General features: G+C 60.2%; 16 protein-coding genes. 3 read left to right on the plus strand and 13 right to left on the minus strand.

Annotation, left to right across the window (positions count from 1 at the left end; genetic code table 11):
* Nucleotides 1-197: 197 nt before the first annotated feature.
* From Q4E11_RS07050 to Q4E11_RS07060, 3 genes are read right to left on the minus strand one after another with little or no spacing between them, the layout of a single operon-like run.
* Nucleotides 198-2006: a phospho-sugar mutase gene (locus Q4E11_RS07050; RefSeq protein WP_303164764.1), complete on the minus strand. Its 1809-nt coding sequence runs from the start codon at nucleotides 2004-2006 to the stop codon at nucleotides 198-200.
* Between the two features lie 4 nt (nucleotides 2007-2010).
* Entirely contained in the window at nucleotides 2011-2661 is a 651-nt protein-coding gene (gene deoC, locus Q4E11_RS07055; protein WP_303164765.1) for a deoxyribose-phosphate aldolase, read from the minus strand.
* 48 nt (nucleotides 2662-2709) lie between these two features.
* A complete protein-coding gene (locus tag Q4E11_RS07060) occupies nucleotides 2710-3996 on the minus strand; it encodes a thymidine phosphorylase (RefSeq protein WP_303164766.1) in 1287 nt (428 codons plus the stop codon).
* Between the two features lie 170 nt (nucleotides 3997-4166).
* Between Q4E11_RS07060 and Q4E11_RS07065 the strand changes: the two genes are divergently transcribed.
* Together Q4E11_RS07065 and Q4E11_RS07070 are read left to right on the plus strand one after the other, a co-directional pair.
* Nucleotides 4167-4586, plus strand: coding sequence for a cytidine deaminase (locus Q4E11_RS07065; RefSeq protein WP_303164767.1), 420 nt, complete (start codon nucleotides 4167-4169; stop codon nucleotides 4584-4586).
* Nucleotides 4587-4630: 44 nt separating this feature from the next.
* Nucleotides 4631-5848: a NupC/NupG family nucleoside CNT transporter gene (locus tag Q4E11_RS07070; protein ID WP_303164768.1), complete on the plus strand. Its 1218-nt coding sequence runs from the start codon at nucleotides 4631-4633 to the stop codon at nucleotides 5846-5848.
* On the opposite strand, the gene Q4E11_RS07075 is transcribed toward Q4E11_RS07070, so the two are convergent.
* From Q4E11_RS07075 to Q4E11_RS07090, 4 genes are all read right to left on the minus strand, one after another.
* Entirely contained in the window at nucleotides 5814-6977 is a 1164-nt protein-coding gene (locus tag Q4E11_RS07075) for a YihY/virulence factor BrkB family protein (RefSeq protein WP_303164770.1), read from the minus strand. The two genes, Q4E11_RS07070 and Q4E11_RS07075, sit on opposite strands and share 35 nt — an antisense overlap.
* Nucleotides 6978-7089: 112 nt before the next feature.
* Nucleotides 7090-8754, minus strand: a complete 1665-nt coding sequence (locus Q4E11_RS07080; protein WP_303164772.1) for an FAD-dependent oxidoreductase — start codon at nucleotides 8752-8754, stop codon at nucleotides 7090-7092.
* Nucleotides 8755-8869: 115 nt separating this feature from the next.
* A complete protein-coding gene (locus Q4E11_RS07085; RefSeq protein ID WP_303164773.1) occupies nucleotides 8870-9817 on the minus strand; it encodes a sugar-binding transcriptional regulator in 948 nt (315 codons plus the stop codon).
* Between the two features lie 122 nt (nucleotides 9818-9939).
* Nucleotides 9940-11988 (minus strand): M13 family metallopeptidase, encoded by a 2049-nt coding sequence (locus Q4E11_RS07090; RefSeq protein ID WP_303164774.1) that lies wholly within the window; start codon nucleotides 11986-11988, stop codon nucleotides 9940-9942.
* Between the two features lie 106 nt (nucleotides 11989-12094).
* On the opposite strand from Q4E11_RS07090, the gene Q4E11_RS07095 reads away from it, so the two are divergent.
* Entirely contained in the window at nucleotides 12095-13156 is a 1062-nt protein-coding gene (locus Q4E11_RS07095; RefSeq protein WP_303164776.1) for a glycoside hydrolase family 25 protein, read from the plus strand.
* Nucleotides 13157-13222: 66 nt separating this feature from the next.
* Here the strand turns inward: Q4E11_RS07095 and Q4E11_RS07100 are convergent, their stop codons facing one another.
* From Q4E11_RS07100 to Q4E11_RS07125, 6 genes are all read right to left on the minus strand, one after another.
* Nucleotides 13223-14254 (minus strand): TIGR00730 family Rossman fold protein, encoded by a 1032-nt coding sequence (locus tag Q4E11_RS07100; protein WP_303164777.1) that lies wholly within the window; start codon nucleotides 14252-14254, stop codon nucleotides 13223-13225.
* Between the two features lie 27 nt (nucleotides 14255-14281).
* Nucleotides 14282-17677: an arabinosyltransferase domain-containing protein gene (locus Q4E11_RS07105; RefSeq protein WP_303164779.1), complete on the minus strand. Its 3396-nt coding sequence runs from the start codon at nucleotides 17675-17677 to the stop codon at nucleotides 14282-14284.
* A 163-nt stretch (nucleotides 17678-17840) separates the two neighbouring features.
* Nucleotides 17841-19862 (minus strand): galactan 5-O-arabinofuranosyltransferase, encoded by a 2022-nt coding sequence (locus Q4E11_RS07110; protein ID WP_303164780.1) that lies wholly within the window; start codon nucleotides 19860-19862, stop codon nucleotides 17841-17843.
* A gap of 84 nt (nucleotides 19863-19946) precedes the next feature.
* Nucleotides 19947-20708, minus strand: a complete 762-nt coding sequence (locus Q4E11_RS07115) for a decaprenylphospho-beta-D-erythro-pentofuranosid-2-ulose 2-reductase (RefSeq protein WP_303164782.1) — start codon at nucleotides 20706-20708, stop codon at nucleotides 19947-19949.
* A gap of 25 nt (nucleotides 20709-20733) precedes the next feature.
* Nucleotides 20734-22203: an FAD-binding oxidoreductase gene (locus Q4E11_RS07120; RefSeq protein WP_303164783.1), complete on the minus strand. Its 1470-nt coding sequence runs from the start codon at nucleotides 22201-22203 to the stop codon at nucleotides 20734-20736.
* Nucleotides 22204-22317: 114 nt separating this feature from the next.
* Nucleotides 22318-22545 carry a hypothetical protein gene (locus tag Q4E11_RS07125; RefSeq protein WP_303164784.1) on the minus strand — a complete coding sequence of 76 codons (228 nt, stop codon included), beginning with the start codon at nucleotides 22543-22545 and terminating at the stop codon, nucleotides 22318-22320.
* Between the last annotated feature and the right edge of the window lie 14 nt (nucleotides 22546-22559).

Consider the following 22559-nt stretch of genomic DNA (forward strand, 5'->3'; position numbering starts at 1 on the left):
GGCGCGGATTGAGAGGCTGCACATGTGAAACTGGGGGTGCGCATGAATGTTTAGAGCCAATTTTCGGCTGTTTCATTCATACGCACCCCTAGTTTGTCGTGAGGTGGGTGGCAACCGGCGGGTAACCGGCGGTTTGGCGGGCGACTGCCAAGCGAACCGCCCGCTTTTATCAGCCGCCGACCAGGCCTTACAGCCCCCTACATCCCCAGAATCTCCTTGAGCTCGGCCTTGATCTGGTTGAGTCGCTCGGTAGCGGCTGTGTGCGGGACCTCGGTTGAGGCGCCATCGGCCGAAGCCGAAGCACCATCACCCGAAGCACCACCAGCAACCGGCAGCACGACTTCCAGATAGCACTTGAGCTTGGGCTCCGTGCCGGAAGGCCGGGCAATGACGCGGTCATTGGCCTCGGTGAGGATGAGGATGCCGTCGGTAGGCGGGATGTGGTAGCCCTCGCCCTTGGCATCGACCATGTCCAGCCCGTCATTCATGTCCGTGACCTGCGTAACCTTGGAGCCGGCCAACTCGGCAGGCGGGTTGGCGCGCAGGGTGGCCATGCCCTTGGTAATCAGCGAGCGGTCCTCCACGCGGAAGGTCAGCGGAGCGGTCTTGTACAGGCCGTGGGTTCGGGCGACATCATCAAGAAGATCCTGAATACCGCGACCCTGACCCTTCAGACGCGCGACAGCATCGGCCATACGCACCGCCGCGGAGACACCGTCCTTATCGCGGACAACGGCCGGATCGGAGCAGTAGCCAATGGCCTCCTCGTAGCCGAAGATGAGCCCATCAACGCCGCCAATCCATTTAAAACCGGTCAGTGTGGCACGGTGATTCAGCCCGTGACCTGCAGCAATCTTGCCCAGCAAACGCGAGGACACAATCGAGTTAGCCATCGTGGCCGGAAGCTCAGCCCCAGCCGCGTTGGTCATAGTCGTCACACCGTGCGCCTCGGCATCCGCGGCAATGGCCTCGCCCAGGAACGCGCCGATGTCATCGCCGGAGAGCTGTCGCCAGCCACCGTCGACGCCCGCATCCGGAATGGCCACCGAGCAGCGATCCGCATCTGGGTCGGCTGCGATGATGACATCCGCGTCCTCCGCACGCGCCAGCTCAAACGCCAGATCCAGCGCTCCGGCCTCCTCCGGGTTCGGGAACGAGACGGTCGGGAAATCCGGATCCGGCTCAAACTGCTCCTTGACCACATGCACATTCGGGAAACCGGCTGCCCCCAGCGTGCGCACGATGGTCTCGCCACCGACGCCGTGCATCGGAGTAATCACAATCTTTACAGACTGCTTCTCTTCGCTTGACGACGTCGTCGCGAGCGAAGCCGCCCGCTCCACATAGGCATCCAGCAGCTCTGGCCCAACCTGCTGCACCGCATCAAAGTCACGCGGTACTTCATCAGCTGGCGGAGCTGCGGCGATGGCCTCGGCAATCTGCTTGTCATGCGGAGCGATGATCTGGACACCACGGCGGGAATCCGAGTCCACGGCACGGCCACCGAGGTAGACCTTGTAGCCGTTGTCCTTCGGCGGATTGTGGCTGGCAGTGACCATAATGCCGGCATCAGCGTTTAGATGACGGACGGCGAAGGCGGTCACCGGAGTCGGCAGCTGCTGCGGCAGCGCCAGGGCAGTGCCACCGGCGGCGGCCACAACTGCAGCGGCATCGCGGTGGAAATCTGCGGAGCCATGGCGGGCATCGCAGCCGATGACCACGGTGAAGTCATCGCCGACGATATTCTTCAGGTGAGCAACCAGGCCAGCGGTGGCGCGGATGACCGTGGCGCGGTTCATGCGGGACTGACCTGCGGCAACGACACCGCGAAGGCCGGCGGTACCGAACTGAAGCGGCCCGGCAAAGCGACTTTCCAGCTCAGCAATCGCATCGGGGTTTTCAGCCTTGGCTTCGTCGTAAAGCGAGGAGAGCTCGGCGGCGGTGGCCTCGTCCGGATCGTGGGCAATCCAGTCGGTGATGGTGGCTTGTAGCTGTTCGGAAATCATGCGCCTACTCCAGACCCTCGAGAACGGCGGCGGAGGAGGAAAGACCCAGGCGGGAGGCACCTGCGGCAATCATTTCATCGGCGGCTGCGGCATCGCGGATGCCACCGGAGGCCTTGACGCCCAGGCGCTCGCCGACGGTCTCGCGCATGAGCTTCACCGCGTGCGCGGACGCGCCACCTGCGGGGTGGAAGCCGGTGGAGGTCTTCACAAAGTCAGCGCCAGCGCCCTCGGCGGCCTTGCAGGCGGCGATGATTTCCTCATCGGTCAGAGCGGCGGACTCGATGATGACCTTCAAAACCTTGCCCGGAATGGCATCGCGGACGGTCTTGATTTCGGCCTCGAGGTCATCGAAACGGTGCTCCTTGGCCAGGGCGATGTTGATGACCATGTCAATCTCCTCAGCGCCATCGACGACAGCGCGGGCGGCCTCGGTGGCCTTGACCTCGGCCTTGACGGCGCCGGAGGGGAAGCCGACGACGGTGGCGATGTGGAGACCATCCGGGACCTCGACCGGCAGCTGCGACGGGGAGATGCACACCGAGTAGGTGCCGAGCTCTGCAGCTTCCTTAATAAGTGCCTTGACCTGGTCGGATGTGGCCTCTGGCTTGAGCAGAGTGTGGTCAATCATGTGGGCGACAGCAGCGCGGGAAGTCATGGGAAATCCTTTCAGAAAAAGCAGAAAAAGTGGAAAATTTATGAAACCTTAGGACACGCGGTCGAGGATAATCTCGCGCTTGGTCTCCGGCGCGGTATCGCCGATTTCGATGCCCGGCTCGATGGACTCGAGAGCGCGCTCGAAGCGATCCGGGGTCTCCGTGTGTAGGGTCAGCAGCTTCTGGCCCTTGACCACCTTGTCGCCCGGCTTGGCGAAAATCTCAATACCAGCCGTGGCCTGCACCGGATCTTCCTTGCGGGCGCGGCCTGCACCCAGGCGCCAGGAACCGACACCGAGAGCAAGGGCATCCAGCTTGGTCAGGTAGCCGTCAGCCTGTGCCACAACATCGTGGGTGTGCGGGGCCACCGGCAGCGGGGCATCCGGGTCGCCGCCTTGTGCGCGGATCATTTTCTTCCAGGAGTCCATGGCGCGGCCGTCCTTCAGGGCCTGCTCCACATCGGCATCATGCACACCGGCGAGGTCGAGCATGTTGCGTGCCAGCTCGCAGGTCAGCTCCACAACATCGGCGGGGCCGCCACCTGCGAGTACCTCCACGGATTCGCGCACCTCAAGCGCATTGCCGATGGTGAGACCCAGCGGGGTGGACATGTCCGTCAGTAGTGCGCGGGTGTTCACACCGGCGTCATTGCCCAGGTCAACCATGGTGCGAGCCAGCTCGCGGGCCTGATTCAGATCCTTCATGAATGCACCCGAGCCGACCTTGACGTCCAGCACCAGGTTGGCGGTGCCCTCCGCAATCTTCTTGGACATAATCGACGAAGCAATCAGCGGAATGCAGTCCACCGTCGAGGTGATGTCACGCAGTGCGTAGATCTTCTTATCCGCCGGTGCCAGGCCAGCGCCCGCAGCGGCGACGACTGCGCCCGAGTCCTCCAGGATCTCCATCATGCGGTCATTGGGGACATCCGCCTTCCAGCCCGGGATGGACTCCAGCTTATCCAGCGTGCCGCCGGTGTGGCCGAGACCGCGGCCGGACAGCTGCGGCACTGCTACGCCGTAGGAGGACACCAGGGGACCCAGCGGCAGCGTGATCTTGTCACCGACGCCGCCGGTGGAGTGCTTGTCCGTGGTGGGCTTGCTCAGCGAGGCGAAGCTCATGGTCTCGCCCGAGTCAATCATTGCCTGCGTCCAGTCCACAATCTCGCGGCGGTTCATGCCGCGGATGAAGATGGCCATGTTCAGCGCCGCCATCTGCTCATCGCCCACGACGCCACGAGTGTAGGCATCAATGACCCAGGCGATTTCTTCCGGACTGAGTTCACCGCCGTCCCGCTTGACGCGGATGACATCTACTACATCGAACTTTTCAGCCACTTTTCGCTCCTTTGGACTAGCGATTTTCGATCAGTGAGTAAGTCTTGTGAACTCCGATAATTCCGATTATCATCGGCAATAGAACAAATGTCAATGGCAAACTTTCCATTTGTACCTGCATAAGTATATTTCCATAACACCCCGGAATATCCACGGGGAGGGAGAGCACAATGTCCCAGATTTCTGACGAAGAACTGCTGGCCAAGGCATACGCCGCCACAGAAAACTCGTACGTGCCATATTCAGGTTTCCCCGTAGGTGCCGCGCTTTTGCTTGACGACGGCTCGGTGGTCACCGGCTGCAATGTGGAAAATGCATCCTACGGATTGACCAACTGCGCCGAGCGCACAGCGGTGTTCCGGATGGTGGCTGAACAGGGCGCTGAGCGCAGGATTGAGGCAGTTGCCATTGTCGGTGCCAAAGCCGCGCCCTGCCACCCATGTGGTGCCTGCCGGCAGGTGTTGCACGAATTCGGGTGCAAGCGCGTGATTGTGGAATCGGAGCGGCCAGCAGAAGGTCAGCTCGGTGCTCCGGTCAGCATTGACTTCGAAAAAATTCTTCCCTACGCCTTCGGTCCGGAAGACCTGTAGGCATCCCCCTAAAAGCCCCTTTTATAAGAAAGAAGACCTAAGCCATGGATAGACTACAGGGCTTACTGGGCATCATCCTGATCATCGGATTTGCCATTGCAATCTCGAAAAACAAGAAGGCCATCAATTGGCGCACACTCGGCGTCGGCCTGCTTCTCCAAGCGCTCTTCGCGCTGATTGTCCTCAAGTGGGAACCCGGTTTTAACGCCCTGAAGAGCGTGGCCGGTGCAATTGAGAAGATGATCGACTTCACCAACGAAGGCACGTCCTTTGTCTTCGGTGGGTTGTTTGACGGCACGGGTAAGAACTTTGTGTTCGTGCTCAACGTCCTGCCGGTGATTATCTTCTTGGGCGCAGTTCTCGGTGCCCTCTACTACCTGCGGGTTGTGCAGTACTTCGTGGAGTATGTCGGTTCCGCTCTGAAGTTCATTATGGGAACGTCGAAGGTGGAGTCCGTGTTCGCGTCCACGGTTGTTTTCCTCGGGCAGTCGGAAGCTCCGCTCGTCGTCAAGCCCTATATTCCGAAACTGACTAAGTCGGAGCTCTTCGCGTGTATGTCCGGCGGTTTTGCGTCCGTGGCGGGGTCAACGCTGATTGGTTATTCGCTGCTCGGCGCGCCGCTAGAGTACCTGCTGGCGGCATCGGTGATGAACGCGCCGGGTTCGCTGCTGATTGCGAAGACGTTCTGGCCGGAGACCGAGGAATCCAACCTGGATGCGTCGGTGAAGGACGTCCGCGATACTGAGTCGAAGAATGTCATTGATGCTCTCGGCGCGGGTGCGCTGGCCGGTGGTCGTATTGCTGTCGTGGTTGCATGTCTGCTGATTGCTTTCATTGCTGTCATTGCAATGCTGTCGGCCATGATTGGTGGCATCGGCGGTTGGTTCGGCCAGGACAACTGGTCGCTGGAGGGGCTGTTTGGTCTAATCTTCGCACCGATTGCATGGCTGATTGGTGTGCCGTGGGAGAACGCAGGTCTTATCGGTAGCTTCATTGGTGAGAAGACCATCCTCAACGAGTTCGTTGGTTACACCTCGTTTTCTGAGCACGTGGATTCACTGGATCCGAAGTCCATCATGCTGGCAACGTTCGCACTGGCTGGTTTCGCCAACCTGTCGTCGATCGCAATTCAGATTGGTTCCTTCGGTGCGCTCTCGCCGGAGCGTCGCGGTGAGATTGCCAAGAATGGTCCGCTGGCCCTCATTGCGGGTCTGTGCACCAACCTGCTCAACGCTGCGATTGTGGGCGTGATTGCGCTGTAGCCGCTTCTACCTCTTCCACCTCTTCCGCCAGGCGGTCGAGTTCCTCGGTTCGGAACTCGGCCGCCTGCTTTTCCAGATTGCGGTGAATCTTCTGCTCGCCTTCGGCTGCCGCTGTGGCACGAGGAGGCAGCTGAATGTAGCGCTCAGCGGGCAGACCCGCACGCAGCTGGCGCATGCGCTCAATCTCGGCATCGAACTTGAAGCCGAAGACCACAACCACATTCACACCCCACAGCGCAGTCATCAGCGCGATGATCGCGCCCATGGCACCGTACGGGTTCGAAGCCGCAAAGTTAAACAGGTACAGTGACAGTCCCTTGCCGATGGCCAGCGAAGAGATAATGGCAAATGCGGAGCCAACGCTCAACCAGCGGAAACGGCGCATGCGAACATTTGGGGTGAAGTAGTACAGCGAGCCAATCAGAATCATCGACAGCAAGATGATCACCGGCCACCGCAGCCAACTCCAGATGGAAATGGCAAAGTCAATGACTTCTCGAGTAGCTGCTTCAATGCCTAGCGGTCGGGCTATCGGCTCCACAATGGAGCTCACCAGCGGTGCATCGACCACCAGGGCCACCACCAACACCACCGTGCCCACCAGCAACATCAACGTGATGGCGACCATGAGCAGGTGATAGCGCACCAGGGTGCGTCCCTCGGAGACGCCGTAAATGGAATTGGCCGTGCGGGAGAATGCGCGAGTGTAGGCCGACGACGAAATCAACGCGAAGAAGATACCAATCATGAGCGCCACCAAACCGCCGGTGGCGGAACCAATGATGGTGTCGATGACATTGCGGACAGAATCGGCATACTCAGGCGGAATGTAGCCCTGTACGAATTGATTGGTCAGCCGGTTGAGGTCATCGGTATAGCCGACCAACACCAAGGTGGCAATCGAGTAAATCGCCAGTAGGGCAGGTGCCAAGGTCAAAGCTGTGTAGTACGTCAGCTTGGCAGCAGCATCGAAGCCGAGCTCCAAAAAGAACTCGATACCCGCCCGCTTGAGGGCATAGCCAAAACCCCGCCAGCCAACGTGAGGCAACTTCTTGGCAGACTGCGCATAACTCGCATCGGCGGAATCAAAAGCATGGAGCGTGTGCTTGATCTGCTGTGCTGGTGACACTAAAGAATCGTTCCTCTCCGACCAGGCGGCGCTGTAGACGACATGCGCGAATAAGTGTACTGGTCAAAGAGGCAGAAACCCTATATCGTGCTCGCGCGTTGAGCAGCCAAAACTAGTTGCTGCGGGCGCGCCGGCCCGCCGACCACGTCACGTAACCGCCGGTGAGATTCTTCGCCTTAATCCCGTGACCAGCCAAAAGTGCCGCCGCAATATGGCCGCGCAAGCCGACCTGGCAGTGGACAATGACATTCTTGTCGGCCAGCTTGTCGCTGCCGCCGTCGTCAAGCCATGCGCGCATCTCATCGACGTTGACGTTGACCGCGCCCGGGATGTTGCCGTTGGCGTACTCGCCGGCGGAGCGGACATCGAGCAGGATGGTGTTGTCATCCGCCAGCGCGTCATCGAGCTCGTGCCACTGAGTCAGCTCCTCGCCGCCGAGTGCGTTGTCATCGACGAAGCCGAGGAAATTCACCGGGTCCTTCGCCGAGCCGAACTGCGGCGCGTACGCGAGCTCGAGATCCGCCAGGTCAGCCGCCTTCAGTCCGGCGCGCATGGCAGTTGCGATGACGTCGATACGCTTATCGACGCCGTTTTCGCCGACCGCCTGGGCGCCCAAAATCTCATCCGTATCAGCATCAACCACCAGCTTTAGATGCAGCTGGGTTGCGCCGGGGTAGTAGCCCGCGTGATTGACCGGGTGGATGTGGATGGCGCGGACATTCTTGCCAGCCGCGCGTGCGCGACGCTCATTCCAGCCCACAGAGCCAGCAGCTAGTCCCAGCACGCCGACGATGGCGGTGCCCAGCGTCAGCTGTGCTTCCTGGTCGCGACCAGTGATTATGTCCGCAACCATGCGGCCGTGGCGGTTAGCTGTCTGCGCGAGCGGCACCAAGGTGTCCTCGCCGGAGATGGCATCGACCTTCTCCGCGGCATCGCCCAGGGCGAAGATGGCGGGGTCGGAAGTGCGCTGCTTGCGGTCGACCTTGATGCCACCGCGCTCGCCGACGGCCAGACCGGCTTCACGAGCCAGCTCCGATGCCGGACGCACGCCGATGGCGGCGATGACCACATCGGCGTTAACAGTGAGCTTGTCGCCGTTATCGCGGACAATCTCGAGGGTGGAGTCGGTGATGTTCTTGGTATCGGCGCGGGTGATGACCTTCACGCCGGCCTCAGTCAGACGGTCCTGGACATAGATGGCCATTTCCTCATCCAGTGGTGCCAGAATCTGCGGTGAGCGCTCGACAACCGTGGTCTCAATACCCAGCTTGTGCAGGTTTTCCGCCAGCTCCAAGCCAATGAAACCGCCGCCGATGATGGCCGCGGACTTCACGCCTTCGGTGCGGACGGACTCGGAGATGAGGTCAACATCTTCGACCGTGCGCAGCGTCTGGGCGCGCTCGATACCGGGAATCGGCGGGGTAAATGGCACCGCGCCGGGCGAGAGCACCAGGTAGTCATAGGCCTGAGTGCGCTCATCACCGGTGATTTCATTGCGGACCGTGACAGTCTTGTCATCGCGATTGATGCTGGTGACACGGTGGGAGACAAAGACATCCAGGTTCAGGCGAGTCTTCAGCGAAGCCGGGGTCTGCAACAGCAGCGCGTCACGGCTGTCAATGGTTCGACTGACGTAGTAGGGAAGGCCGCAGTTTGCGAATGAGACATGCTCACTGGCCTCGAAGACGACGATTTCCATGTCCTCGTCGCGGCGACGAAGGCGCGCTGCGGTGGACATTCCTCCGGCGACACCGCCGATAATGACAGTAGTAGTCATGGTGCTAGGGCTCCCTACGTTGTTGGAGTCGGATGATTACCCAGCACAACTAAAGCACCTTGGGGCTTATTCCGTGTCCCCAGGCTAACGGGGGTAGCGCCGCGGTTTAAGAAACTTAAGCGGCAGGCTCCTGGGGCAGCAGTCGCTCCGCCGTGGCATCGTCGATGACCAAGTGCGTGGCAAGGCCCGTGCGCAGGGCCACGTCGATGGCCCGTGACTTGTAGGCACCACCGGCAATGAGCACGCGAGTGGGAATTCGACGCAGGTCAGCCAGGCTAATACCAACCGTTCGAGCATCCACCTCTGGTAGCGCCACGCCACCGTCTTCGCGGTAGAACCGCGAGCAGGCATCGCCAACTGCGCGCTCAACCAGCAGGTCCTTTTCCTCAGCCGTGAGCTGACCCAAGTTCAGCGCCAGTGAATCTTTGTTCACCGCGCCGACGGTGAACACCGCCATATCGACGGTGCGCCCCAGTGCCAGGACACTCTTGATGAACCGATCCTGCTCCACAATCTGCTTTGTCTCCACTGAGTCAAATATGACCGGCAGCGGCAGCGTGCGGGCGTAGGCGTGAAACGCGTGGCAAAAAGCACCGATAGTGCGGATGTCATTGGTGGACTTATCCGAGTGGCTCATTCCGCCCTTGAGCTGCACAATTTCCACGCCCGAGACGTCCTTGGACTTTAGCTGTGTGGAGACGGAATACATGGTCTTTCCCCACGACACACCAACCAGGGTGCCGTCTACCACCAGTTCGTCGAGAAGCTCGGCACCCACGCGCCCCAGCTCCTTTAACAGCGCACTGTTTCCCGAGCGGGCGGGCTGCGCCAGACGAACATCGGTGAGCTGATAGTGCCGGCGCATGCGCGTGGCAATCTCGGAGGCTTCTTCACGCGGATCGTGAATTTCAATGCGCACATACCCGCGCTCGCGCCCGAGATTGAGCAATTTGGACACGGTAGGACGGGAAACCCCGAGCTCGGTGGCGACTTGCGATTGTGTCAGCCCCTCGCCGTAGTAGAGCTTTACAGCCGTGAGTGCTTGGATATCCCGACTGTCCATAGCAGCCTCCTTTTTAAAAGCATCTCACCTGTGATTTTAGTGCGAACTTTGCAAAATGGAAAACTTATTTTTTTGCATTTGTCACATATAGGGGAGTTACAAAAGAGGCTGCCTTGTAACGACTACCAGATGTTCACACGCTCACTCGGCTCACGCCACATGCCGTCGCCTTCCACGGTGCCAAATGCCTCATGGAATTCATCGATATTGGTGGCAATTACATTGCAGCGGAACTCTGCGGGCGAGTGCGGGTCAATCGCCAGCAGCTGACGCGAGAATTCCGGACGAATCTTCGAACGCCACACAAGCGCCCACTGCTTGAATAGGTCACGGTAGGTCTCCGGCTTATCCTCCAGGCCAAGATCTGCGCCACGAGCCGCAATGAAACGGCGGAACGCAACCACGGCGATGCCCAGTCCGCCCAGGTCGCCGATGTTTTCACCGAGGGTAAAGCGACCGTTCACACCCGGCAGTTCACCGCTTTCCGACGCTCCGTTATCGCCTTCTGCTTCTCCAGCAGCCTGCTCGCGCAGCACATTCGGCACCAGTCCCTCATACTGATCCACCAGTGCCGAGGTGAGCTTTTCAAACGCCGCGCGGTCCTCATCAGTCCACCACTGATGCAAATTGCCGTGGCCGTCATACTGCGAACCCTGATCATCGAAACCGTGACCAATCTCATGACCAATCACAGCACCGATGCCGCCGAAGTTCTCCGCAGGTGACGCATCCGGCGAGAAGAACGGCGACTGCAAAATCGCAGCCGGGAACGTGATGTCATTGACCACCGGATTGTAGAAAGCATTCACCGTCTGCGGAGTGCCATGCCACTCATCGCGATCCGCCGGGGTGCCTAGCTTCGCCACCTCATAATCATGTGCAAAAGCACTGGCAGCACGGACATTGTCCATCAAGGTCTCGCCGAGTTCCATCGCCGAGTAATCACGCCAACGCTCCGGGTAGCCAATCTTCGCCTTGAACAGTGACAACTTCTCCAGCGCACGCTCGCGGGTGGCCTGCGTCATCCATGGCAAATCCGAAATTCGCTCACGGTATGCCGCCAGCAGGTAATCCACCAGTTCCAGAACCTGCTCCTTGTACTCCGGCGGGAAATGCTTTTCCACATAGAGCTTGCCGACGTCATGGCCAACCGCACCGTCCGCAAAGGCAACTCCGCGCTTCCAACGCGCACGCTGCTCAGTTGAGCCCTGCAGGGTGCGACCGTAGAAGTTGAAGGTCTCCGCCGAGAACTCCTCCGACAGGTAGGCAGCACGCTGGTGGAGAACACGCCACAGCGCCCAAAGGCGCAGGTCAGTCAGGTCGGTTTCTTGCCAGAGCTTGCCCAGGTGCTCAAAGTAGGACGGCATCATCACCACAATGGTGTCAATCGCGGTGTCATTGGTCTTGTTTACACCGGTTGCCGCCAGCCACTCCGCGATGGGGAAGCCGGTGGGCAGATCCGCAATCGCAGTCTTGTTATAGGTCTTCAGTGCGTCGCGGGTATCCACGACATTCCAGTGACCTGCGGCAATGTTCTTTTCAAATTCGACGATGCGCGCCGCCGCAGCGGCCGGATCTGCAATATCGAATACCTCTAGCAGGGAGGAGAGGTCACCCGAGCCGGCGCCAAGCGAGGTGAGCAACTTCAGCATCTCAGCGATGTGCTTTTCATACGCCGCGAGAGTCTCTGCGTGACCTGGCTCGCGGTAGTAGGCCTCATCCGGAAGACCCAGGCCGGACTGCAGCAGGTAGAGAGCATCCAGGTCAGAGCCGGAATCCTTCTCCACCCAGTAGCCGAGTGCGCCGCCAACACCGAGGCGATCCAAGCGGCCGAGCGCCAGCGCCAGCTCGTGCGAATCCTTGGCGGAGGTAATCAACTTTAGATCGGCAGCGATGGGAGCGGCACCTGCGGCGTTGATAGCGGTCTCATCCATAAAAGAGTTGTAGAGGCGAGCGACGCGAGAGTTCGGATCCGCCTCCGCCGCGGTGGTAATGAGCTCGCGGACATTTTCCTCCGCCTCATCCCGCAGCTTGTAGAACGCGCCATCAATCGGCCGATCGGCGGGGATTGTGTGATTGCTAATCCACTCGCCATTGATGGCCAAGTACAGGTCATCCTGTGGGCGAGGGGTCTGTGTAGGCGATGTTTCAGTATTAGTCGTATTTGTCATGTCGCCAGTCTAAGACGAACACCGGATTGAGGCTTTGATTAGAGTGACTCAATATATTTAGGCTTACAAATGGGACTGAAGTGGTTTAGGAGGTAAGGTGCAATGCATGAAAACTCTTCCACTTTCCGCTACCGCGGTGCTGAAGCGACGCCTGGGCCGCACCGGTCTGGCGGGCATCGTGGCAGTTGCGCCGTTGACCTTGGGTGTTGTCGCCCCGGCCAGCGCACAGGCGCAGCAGTCTCCGTCCGCGTACGTCAGTCCATTTTCTGGTTCTAATGGTTCACCGGCACTGTCGACTGAATCGCCAAGCATCACCGGCGCGCCCATTGCACCGAGCACCTTGAACCCGAGTGGCCAGGACTCGACTGAGTCATCGGAGTCTTCTGAGTCTTCGGAGTCTGGCTCTGCGTCTGGCTCGGAATCCAGCTCGGAGTCGACTTCGGCCGAGCCGACTGAATCGGCTGAGGGTACGAGCTCGGCATCGTCCGAGTCCGCTGAATCTTCGCAGCGCACGGGCTTCTACCGAGGCCCGGACGGTGTGGATGTCTCCAAGTGGCAGCGCCCCGGCGGTGTCGCACTGGACTGGGAAAAGGTTGCCGCCAGCGGCCAGAAGTTCGCATTCATCAAGGCCACCGACGGTGTTGAAGGCGACCAGAAGTACTTCCTGGAAGACTCCATCGCTGCAGCAAAGGCCGGTCTGATTGTGGGCAGCTACCACAAGGCTCACCCAGATCGCTCTGCTATCTCGCAGGCCGATCAGTATGTGGCTGCTCTGCAGGCTCGTGATCAGCAGGTATCATCCGACAAGACCTTGCCGCCAGTGTTGGACATTGAGCTGGAAAATGGGCTCAGCACCTCCCAGCTGCAGAAGTGGACTAAGGATTTCCTCGAGCGTGTCGAGTCCAAGACCGGCGAGACTCCAATGATCTACACCTATCGCTGGTTCTGGGAACACCCGATGGGCAACTCCACCGAGTTCAGCAACTATCCACTGTGGTTGGCCGCCTACCAGGATGAGGCCCCGACCAGCCTGCCAGGTGGCTGGAAGACCATGACCTTCTGGCAGCGTTCTTCCACCGGACGTGTCAATGGCATTCCGACTCAGGTTGATGAGGATGTCTTCAACGGCACGGAGGAAGAGCTGAAGACCCTGGCTGCTGCTCACTAAGAATGGTTTGAGCAGCCGGTTCGACGGCCAAATCCAGGGCGAGGCCAACACCTAGAACGCCAACACCTAGAACTTAGTGCGGCCCGCCCGCCAGGAAATCAACGCCGGCAAAAGCTCATCGACGTCCTCGACGACGATGAGCGCCTCGAGAAGCTCGGGCCGGACAAAGCCCGCATCCACAACACTGCGCAGCAGCACCAGCAGTGGTTCCCAGAAACCCGCAGGTCCCAAAAGCGCTACTGGCTTTGCGTGAATCCCCAGGTGCTGCTGCGTCCACACCTCGAAAAACTCCTCCAAGGTGCCGGCACCGCCGGGCAGCGCAACAAAGGCATCGCCCAGCTCATACATGCGGGACTTGCGGGTGGCCATGGTGTCAACGGTCACTAGGTGTGTGAGCCCCGGATGTGCAATCTCCTTTTTGACTAAGACATCCGGGATGACACCGGTGACGCTGCCGCCGTCGTCAAGCGACGCGTTAGCAACGGTGCCCATAAGACCAATCGCCGCGCCGCCGTAGATCAGCTCCACGCTGCTAGCGGCGAGCGTGTGACCGAGGCGTTCGGCGGTGTCGCGCCAGGCGGGGTTGTTGCCGAACCCGGAACCGCAAAAGACCGTCAGCGAGGAGAGCGTGCGCTGTGGCTGCTCGCGGCCGTCGGCGAGTTCGTGCAGTTCCTCGCGCAATTTCGGCAGTGTCGATTCCTCGAGCATTGGCGCGAGTTTGCCCGTCGGCAACCAGGGGTCGACCCAACGGACCTCCTCGATTTCAGCGTGTGGCGTGACGGCGGCCAGCTCGTCGGTGAACTCGCCGACGTAGCGGACGTGATGCCCGACGACCTCGAAGCCCGGCTCGTTGGCGGCTGCGGCGCGGGCGATATTCCACGGACGCAGCGTCGACAAGTCCAGGTCGATGCCGAGCTCTTCAGAGACCTCGCGGGCGGCGGTGACTTCCGGGGCATCGATGGACTCACCGGGCTCGAATTTGCCACCGGGCAGCATGAACGTGTCGGTGCCCCGCTTGCGAACGCACAAAACCCGCCCCACCGGGTCAGTCACAACCATTGCGGCGACAACGATGGAACGGGTTTGTGCGGATGCCACGCGATCCTCCTACTAGCTCAGGACTCTTTACTCGTCCTTCACGATCATCTTCCCGGGCGAGTATAGACCCGAACGAGTGATGTCTTCGTAGTCAATCTCGGCGGTATCCGGCTTGACGCCGTCCTTGTTCGGGCGCGGCGAGAGCTTCTCAATGGAACCCCAGTCGCGGCGCCAATTGTTCTTCAGGTAGGTCGGCACAGCCGTAGCCTCGTTGACGGCATCGGAGAAGCCCAGCGGACCACCGGCATCCACAGACTGCCAGGTGTCGGCACCGACAACCTTCAGACCGCGATCCGGAGTGATGCGGTACTTCGGCAGCTCGGCAACGCCAGCGAAGTGATCGAACGGACGCTGGCACGGGAACTGGAAGGCAACCGGCCAGTCCGGCAACGTCGGGGTCTGCGAGTCGATGACGTCATTCATCGGCTTCAGCTCCGCCAGACGCGGCGGAGTCAGAGCCAGCCACTGATCCTCGGAGACATCATTGTCCTCAGCAACCAAGCGCACAGCGGTTGCCCCCTCTGGGATTTCCGCAGTGGGGAAGCGCAGGTTACGCCAGGTCGGAGCCGGTCCGATATCAATCGGCTCAGCCTCGCCCAGGACCTCGAAGCCATCCTCGTCGCCGCCCTCGCGGCCGTACTGCGCCACCAACTTGCGGCCCTTCTGAGCCACACCGTTGATGTCGTGGTGGAAGATACGACCAGCAGCCGAAACGATCAGCAGTGGATGATCCTCATCGACCTGCGGCAGATTGAACCAGGAAGTCTCCAGGTAGGCCGGGCGCTGAATGTCCTTGGAGTAGGAACCGAGCACCGGCACCTTCTTCGGATCCAGGCCAAATGGCAGCTCGACCTGCGAGCCGTTGGCACCCTTGTCAGCGCGCTTGCCTCCCGAGGTACCGGATGCGGAGCCGCCCTCAACGGTCGGTGCTTCCGCTGCCGGGTCGTCGCTGTTGGCGGTGCTTGCCTGGCTCTGGCTGGTATCCACAGCCTCGGCCTTCATATTCGACGGAACTCCGTTCGGGTCGAAACCGCGAACCTTGTCAGTGCCCTTTAGAGACTTTTCGAACGGCGTGCCATCAACAGACTGCAGGAAGCCCTCGTTCGGGTCCGTTTCCATCAGCACGTCTTCGGCCAGGTTGCAGGTCTTGCCTGCCAGTGCGCGCACATTGCCCATGGACACGGAGTATGCCGGGTACTGCGAAATGGCTGCCTTGCCCAGCGATGCCACCGAGAAAAACGCCACGAGCAGCGTAATCACAGCAATCGGCGAGGATGCGGCGGCATTGAGGCGACGCATGCGTTTCGACGGCTCCTGCGAGCTCGGCTTCGTACCAAACTCCTGGACAAAGTTCATGACAGCACCCGCTGCGAGCAGCAGCAGAGCCAGCACCAGCACAATGGTGCCCAGCTGGTGGCCACGGAACTGAATGGTCTTGTCGAACCATGGCACACCGTAGGACGAGACGTACCACCAACCGTTAATGCCCATTAGCGAGAACGCCAGGATGAAGACGAAACCACCGGCAAAGAGCAATTGGTTGCGCGGATTTCCAGCGACCCAATGACTAATTGCCATTGCTGCCAATGCCGCTAGTGCTGCGGCGATACCCGCGTAGACACCGAAGTGGTGAGTCCACTTCGTCGGGGTGAACGTCAGGAAGAACATCGTGCCGATGAACATAAACACCAGGCGTGCCGACGGGCCCGCCAGCGCACCCGGAACAGTGCGGTGACGCAGCAGTGCGGCAATGGTGAGAATCAGGCACGTCAGTGCAATCAGGACTGGGAAGCGGCGCGGGAAGGAACCGTCGACAGACGGCATCAGCAGCCAGTAGTAACGAGTGAACTCGTTGTACCACGGCTCGGACGGGCCAATGATGCTGCGTACGCGGATGGACTCGCGCACGGTGGCCAGAGTCTGGTCGCCGAAGACACCGACCAAAATGGCGGTACCGGCTGCCAGGAACGGAGCCACCTGCATCATTGGAGCCTTCCAACCACCGCCGAGAGCCTTGTGACGCTCAACGACGATGCGAATCAGCATTGGCAAACCAGCCAGGAGAGCGGCAACAGCCATCAGGCCGGTCGGACCAGAACCCAGCGACAGGGTGGCGACAATGACTGCAATTGCCGCCGGCAGCAGGCGTCGGGTCAAGATGGCACGTTCGATGAACACCCAGGTCAGCAGTGAGCCAAGTGCAATGACCGGCTCTGGGCGCAGGCCGTTGTTGTACGGCAGCCAGAAGGCCAGCAGCACACCGGCCGCCGACCAGTAGGCCACGCGGCGCTGAGCAATCTTGTCACCCAGACGCGGAATGACCATGCGGGAAATCAGGAACCACACCAGCAGCGCCGACAGCAGTGCCGGCAGGCGCATCCACACCGAGGCCGTCGAAACCTTGACCATTGCGGCCAGCAGGTCGTAGTACGGGCTACCGAAAGGAGACTCCGGTGCGCCGAACCAGCGGTAGTAGTTCGCCATGTAGCCCGACTCGTCCGAGACCCGAGCCATGGTGAAGATATAGCCATCATCAGAGGTGTTGGCACCGATGAAGTGCCACACCACCAGTACTGCGCCGACCAAGAAATCCAGCGGAGTCGGCTTGAAGGCACCCTTTGCAAGTAGCGGAGTACGAGCAGAACCATCGACCTTGTCGATGCGAGCCAGCGCGACGAGAGAGGCCAGCGTCAGAAGTAGGCCGAGGAACATGACAATGTACTTCACCACCGTCGGGTGTGAGGTGTAGCGGGAGTCAATGTTCATCTCAACATTGAGACCATCGGCCACCGCCTTCGCGGCGTCGCCGTCGGCAGGCAAATCTGTGTAGATGCCGGTGACCATCGGACGCACATCAGATGGTTCGGTGGTGGCAATCTTCTCTCCGTCGGCATCAACCGCGCCATCGATCTTGGCGGTCGTCTCCGCGTCATTGGAGCGAATGGAAAGAGTCTTGTCCTTATTTGCTGCAAGCTCCTTCTTATCGAGGCTCAGCAGCACATTGTCGCGCAAAATGACATCGAGACCATCATCGGACGCGCGCACCATCAGACCACGTGTGGTCGGATTCTTTGCCTTTGGCGGGATAGTGGAAAGGAGCGTCGTCCGTTCCTTCGAAAGCTCATCGGTCAGCGACAATGGCAGGTCGACGCTTAAGTCGAGTGGTGCCTGTGCCATGAGTGGAGCATCGACGGAATTCAGTGTCCCGCGCTGCGGCCAGGACACGGACGACTGCGTATTCACCACCGGGAGGAACGGCGTGATGACAAAGCAGAGGAAGCCAACGATACCTGCGATAATCGCGGTCCAACGAGTCATCGTCGTGGGTGAAGGACCATCCATTGGAGGTCTCTCCACACGGTCGATGGTCACGTCGGGCGCATTATCGACGTTTCCTTTGATTTCTTGAGTTTCGGCAGTCACAAGGAAAAATACTACGGTAAGAACATTTTTCGTTGGTGGCTGCAACGCGAAAGATTCCCACGAGTAACAGGAATCACTGATTTTTTACGCAAAACTCCCACCGAAGGGGTGGCAGTGAGGGCGTCGAAGCCCTGCCGCGTTGGTTACCGTCGATTACCAAAGACTACTGCCGAATCGCCACTACAAACGGGCCGACCTGATGCATGTCCCAATGCTTCTCAAACGCAGAGCGGGCAAAATTCAGGCTCCGGAAGACCACATTCGGATTGTTCGGGTAAATATCGTCTGCGATACCCAACGTCAGCGGTGCGGCGTCCTCACCTTCAGCCACTTTGGCGGTGCCACGCAGCACAATGGCATCCGGCCCGCGCCATGGTGTGGCATCCATAGCTGCCACTAGCTCATCGGGATCGCGAATTTCCGACCACTGCTCAAGCGCTTCATTGCGAAGGTCAAACTGTCCCAGTGGATTGGCGTAATGGCTGGTCAGAGCCTGGAATGCATACCACGGGTAGAGCGCCTGGAAGTTCTTCTCATCCGAGAGCACCACCGTCTGAGATGGTTCCAGCCCCGCATCGCGCAAAGTCTGATCAACCTGCCCATACCAGGATCCCGCGTTCGGCGGGAAGCGATCGGCGCGCTCACCATTGCCATCAGTATCGGTATGAGCAAGATCGATTGCACCATGCAGCTTGTTTGGAATCTGCTGCGCGTAGCCAATACCGGCCAGCAGCACGACCGCTGCCATAACGGCGGAGACGCGCCGGGCGATATGAGGTGGTGTCGCTTGTGGCCAGTACCGCTCGATGCCGTTGAGACGGGCATCGGCAAGCGCGACAACACCCGCGGCGAGCAGCATAAACGTAATCGGGGCAGTCAGGCGGAACCCCAGCAGCGTGCGACCGAGCAGCGTCGCCACCATCGACGCGACCACCCAGCCGTAGAGCACCAGCGTGCCGATACCCAGCGCACGTGCGTCCGGTTCCGTGGCGTGCACCAGCATGCGCACAACGCCGATAAAACACACCACGCCAATCACGCTGGCGGCAAACATCGGAAGCGGCAGCTGCGCGCCCTCCGGCGGCAGGTAATGCGTCGCGGTCGCGCCCGAGCGCGGCGCCCCCGTCACCACCGCCCACAGGTACGGTGCCCATACTGTCGCCGCAATAAGCATTGCGCCGATACCCATGATCAGCAGGCGCACCACTGGAAGCCAGGAGCGTGATGACGTCCACGCGAACGCAGCCAATACGACAACAATCAGTGCCCCCAGCGCCGTGTGCAGGGTGTAGAAAGTGGCAGAAATACCCAGGTAGACAATCACGCCAACCATCGCCGACCATGCTCCCGACAGACCGCGGTAGGCCATCACGGTCATGGCGGGTAGCCCCATCGCCACAGCTGCGGCGTAGGGCTCATCGGCGACCGTGGCCAGGGAAACAGCGGTTGTGACCAGCGCAATTGCGGTGGCAACAGACAGGGAACCACTCAGGCGCTGCCACACCGGAACCAGCAGACAGCCGGCCGCGGCCAGCGTAATCAATGCCCACGGCTGGAAAACTTCCCACCCCGCAATACCGAGCAGATTCGCAAGCCTGCCGCCGAGGTAAAACCAACCGGCGGGGTAGAAGGAGGGGATGTCGATATACGACATGTCATGCAGGCCTCGCTCGGAGGCCATCCGAGTCAAATACTCGGTACGAAACTCCTGGTCAACCGACAAACCGTCCAGCCACAGCTTGGTTGACCCCAGCGGCAGGCCGACCGCCGAAATCACCAAAATCGCCGGCGACATGTAGGAAACAAGGTATGTCAGCACCGACAGCCACCGCGGGCGGTTGCCCTTGCCGCGCGTGGCGAAGTAGTACAGCAGTACCGTCGTCACCGCCAGCGTGACGACGATCATTGCGGTCGTCACCGCTCGGGTTAGCTGTGAGCCTCCGAATGCCGGAAGCGACAGCCGGTGGAAAATGAACCAGGCGGCAAGCGCGATAGCAGAGCCACCGAAAAGTGCTCCGACCAGTCCTAATAATGCAGCTTTGAAAGAGAGTTGGTCATCGTTGAAGATTTCATAGCGGTATTCCTCGGAGAACCCGCTTGTGAAAAGCTCTGCGGACTCGTCGGTGCGCGGCGAAGCCTGTTGGACTTCGCCGGGAGCGGAGGTATCGGCCTGCTTGTCAACCATGCCCATAAGTTTTGCACAGGTGCCGGACTCGGACGAACGGCGGAGCGTGGCCGCACCAGCCAAAGGGCCTACAAGCCAACAGACTTAGATCGGCAGCATCTTGAAGATCTTGCGCGGGATGTGCTTGAGCACAAGCATCACCAGCTGGAATGCCGGCGGAGCCCACACCAGGGTCTTGCCATTTTCGACGGCCTTCACCGCGAGCTTGGCAACATCTTCCTTATTTACGGTCAGCGGAGCCTCGGCCACGTCTGCGGACATGCGGGTACGGACCTGACCAGGGCGGATAACCAAGGTCTTAACACCGTACTCCTCAAGGGCCTCGCCCAGGTTCAAGTAGAACCCATCCAGGCCAGCCTTGGTTGAACCGTAGACAAAGTTGGAGCGACGCACGCGCTCACCCGCAACGGAGGACATGGCAATGAACTGGCCGTGGCCCTGTTCCTTGAACTTCTGGCCAACTAGAACACCCATCGACACCGCACCGGTGTAGTTGATGTTCGCAGCTTGGACAGCCTTGCGCTGGTTCTGCCAGAGCTCCTCGGCGTCGCCGAGCACGCCGAACGCGACGATGCAGATATCGACGTCGCCGTCGGCGAATGCCTTATCGACGACTGCCTGGTGGGAGTCGAAGTCGGTTGCGTCGAAGTCGATGGTGACAACCTCGGATGCGCCGGCGGCCTTCATCTTCTCAGCGGAGGCCTCGCGCAGCGGGTCGTTCGGGCGGGAAGCCAGGATGACCTTGGCCGGGCCCTTCTTCAGGAACTCAGCGGTGATGGCCAGGCCGATTTCACTGCTACCACCGAGCAACAGGATGGACTGGGCAGCGCCTACAGCATTAATCATGGGGTGCTAAATCCTCTCAGTTCTATTAGTGCAGTTCCAGGCGACGCGACATGTCAGAGGCGAAGACACCGTACGGGTCGATAGCGTTGCGGGTGTCCAGCCAGTTCTGCATCTCGGGGTACATCTGGTGGAAGTGCTCGGCGGACGTGCGCGATTCCTTGGCCAGGTAGAGACGGCCGCCGAACTCCATGACGCGGCGGTCCAGGTCATCGAGGAATTCACCCAGGCCCGGCTTGATGGGAAAGTCGACGCAGACGTTCCAACCCGGCATCGGGTAGGACAGCGGAGCGCGGTTGCCCTCACCGAAGAGCTTGAAGACGTTCAGCGCCGAGTAGTGGCCGGAGCGCTGGATATCGCGGACGATCTCCTTAAACGGCTCGACGGCCTCGCGCGGAACGACGAACTGGTACTGCAGGAAGCCCTTGGAGCCATAGCCGCGGTTCCATTCACCAATGAGGTCCAGCGGCTGATAGAACTGCGTGAGGTTCTGCACCTGGTTGCGGTAGGTGCCGGACTTCAGCCACCACAGCTGACCAATGGTCATCATGGTCAGCTTGTTCATGGTGAACGACGGGAAGATATCCGGCACGGTCATCAGCTGCGGAGCGTTGAACTTCAGCGGGTTCTTCGCCAGCTTCGGTGCGTATTCCTCCAGCTGAGCCAGAGTGGCCAGCGAACCGCGGGAGATAGCCGCACGGCCCAGCTTCGGCTCCGGCGAGATGGCATCGAACCATGCGGAGGAGTAGGTGAAGTTCTCCTCCGAGCCGTCGGAGTGGAACGCGATGGTCTCATCCAGGTTCTGAGTCAGGTCACCATCAGCGATGAAGTACGCGGTCTCGGTCTTAGTCATCTCAATGCGAGCGCGCAGGATGATACCGGTCAGGCCCATACCACCGACGGTTGCCCAAAACAGCGTGCCATCTGGGTCATCAGCCGAGCCCTCCGGCTCGAGGTGCAGGATACGACCGTCTGCGACCAGCAGTTCCATCGACAGCACGTGGTTGCCGAAAGAGCCTGCGGAGTGGTGGTTCTTACCGTGAATATCCGGACCAATGGCACCACCGATTGTGACCTGGCGAGTACCTGGCAGCACTGGCACCCACAGGCCATAGGGCAGTGCGGCCTTCATCAGCTGATCCAGTGTGACGCCGGCGTCGACATCAACAATTCCCGACTCCTGATCAATGGAGTGGATCTGGTTGAGCTGCTGCATGTCAACGACCAGACCACCCGAGTTCTGGGCGGGGTCGCCGTAGGAGCGGCCCATACCGCGGGCGATAACACCGCGACGCAGGTGGGCAGGCTTATCCGAGTTCTGGTCGGCGACAGCCTTGACGGCGTTGACAATTTCATCCAAGTCCGGCGTCGACAGCACCTGGGACTTAGCGGGGGCGGTACGACCCCAACCGGTTAGGGTCCTGGCTTCTGTGTTTACGGCTCCGTAGGCACCGTTCGAAGCATCGGTGCTGGACTTGCCGTTAGTGTTAGTGGACATCAAGGCTAGGCTACCCCTTTGAAGCCACCGCGTCGCCTGTGACGCTCCGAGGTGTTGGTCACGCTTTGAGGCCGTGCACGGGCCGTCGTAAAGCGAACGTGAAGTGCGAAAAAGCTACAGATCCATAATTTGGCGGATCTCGTCGGGCAGCATTTCCTGTGAGGTAATCTGCGGGCCGTCGTAGGCCTCGAGGGCGCGGTAGACCTTGGCGCGCTCCATGCTGTCGAGAATGGGCAGCTCCTGCGCAAACAGCATGACCATCTGGTTCGACAGCGGAGTGTTGGTGTACTCGGCCGCCATGTTGATCTCTTCGCGCGGCTTCTTCTTCAAAAAGTCGAACATGCGCCTAAGGCTAC

The sequence above is a fragment of the Corynebacterium sp. genome (assembly GCF_030532195.1).
Classification (GTDB): Bacteria; Actinomycetota; Actinomycetes; order Mycobacteriales; family Mycobacteriaceae; genus Corynebacterium.

Coding starts and splice junctions, on each gene's coding strand:
- Q4E11_RS07095 (WP_303164776.1), top strand. CDS start 12,095: ATGAAAACTCTTCCACTTTCCGCTACCGCGGTGCTGAAGCGACGCCTG.
- Q4E11_RS07050 (WP_303164764.1), bottom strand. CDS start 2,006: ATGATTTCCGAACAGCTACAAGCCACCATCACCGACTGGATTGCCCAC.
- Q4E11_RS07080 (WP_303164772.1), bottom strand. CDS start 8,754: ATGACTACTACTGTCATTATCGGCGGTGTCGCCGGAGGAATGTCCACC.
- deoC (WP_303164765.1), bottom strand. CDS start 2,661: ATGACTTCCCGCGCTGCTGTCGCCCACATGATTGACCACACTCTGCTC.
- Q4E11_RS07065 (WP_303164767.1), top strand. CDS start 4,167: ATGTCCCAGATTTCTGACGAAGAACTGCTGGCCAAGGCATACGCCGCC.
- Q4E11_RS07115 (WP_303164782.1), bottom strand. CDS start 20,708: ATGATTAATGCTGTAGGCGCTGCCCAGTCCATCCTGTTGCTCGGTGGT.
- Q4E11_RS07090 (WP_303164774.1), bottom strand. CDS start 11,988: ATGACAAATACGACTAATACTGAAACATCGCCTACACAGACCCCTCGC.
- Q4E11_RS07085 (WP_303164773.1), bottom strand. CDS start 9,817: ATGGACAGTCGGGATATCCAAGCACTCACGGCTGTAAAGCTCTACTAC.
- Q4E11_RS07125 (WP_303164784.1), bottom strand. CDS start 22,545: ATGTTCGACTTTTTGAAGAAGAAGCCGCGCGAAGAGATCAACATGGCG.
- Q4E11_RS07120 (WP_303164783.1), bottom strand. CDS start 22,203: ATGTCCACTAACACTAACGGCAAGTCCAGCACCGATGCTTCGAACGGT.
- Q4E11_RS07070 (WP_303164768.1), top strand. CDS start 4,631: ATGGATAGACTACAGGGCTTACTGGGCATCATCCTGATCATCGGATTT.
- Q4E11_RS07110 (WP_303164780.1), bottom strand. CDS start 19,862: ATGGTTGACAAGCAGGCCGATACCTCCGCTCCCGGCGAAGTCCAACAG.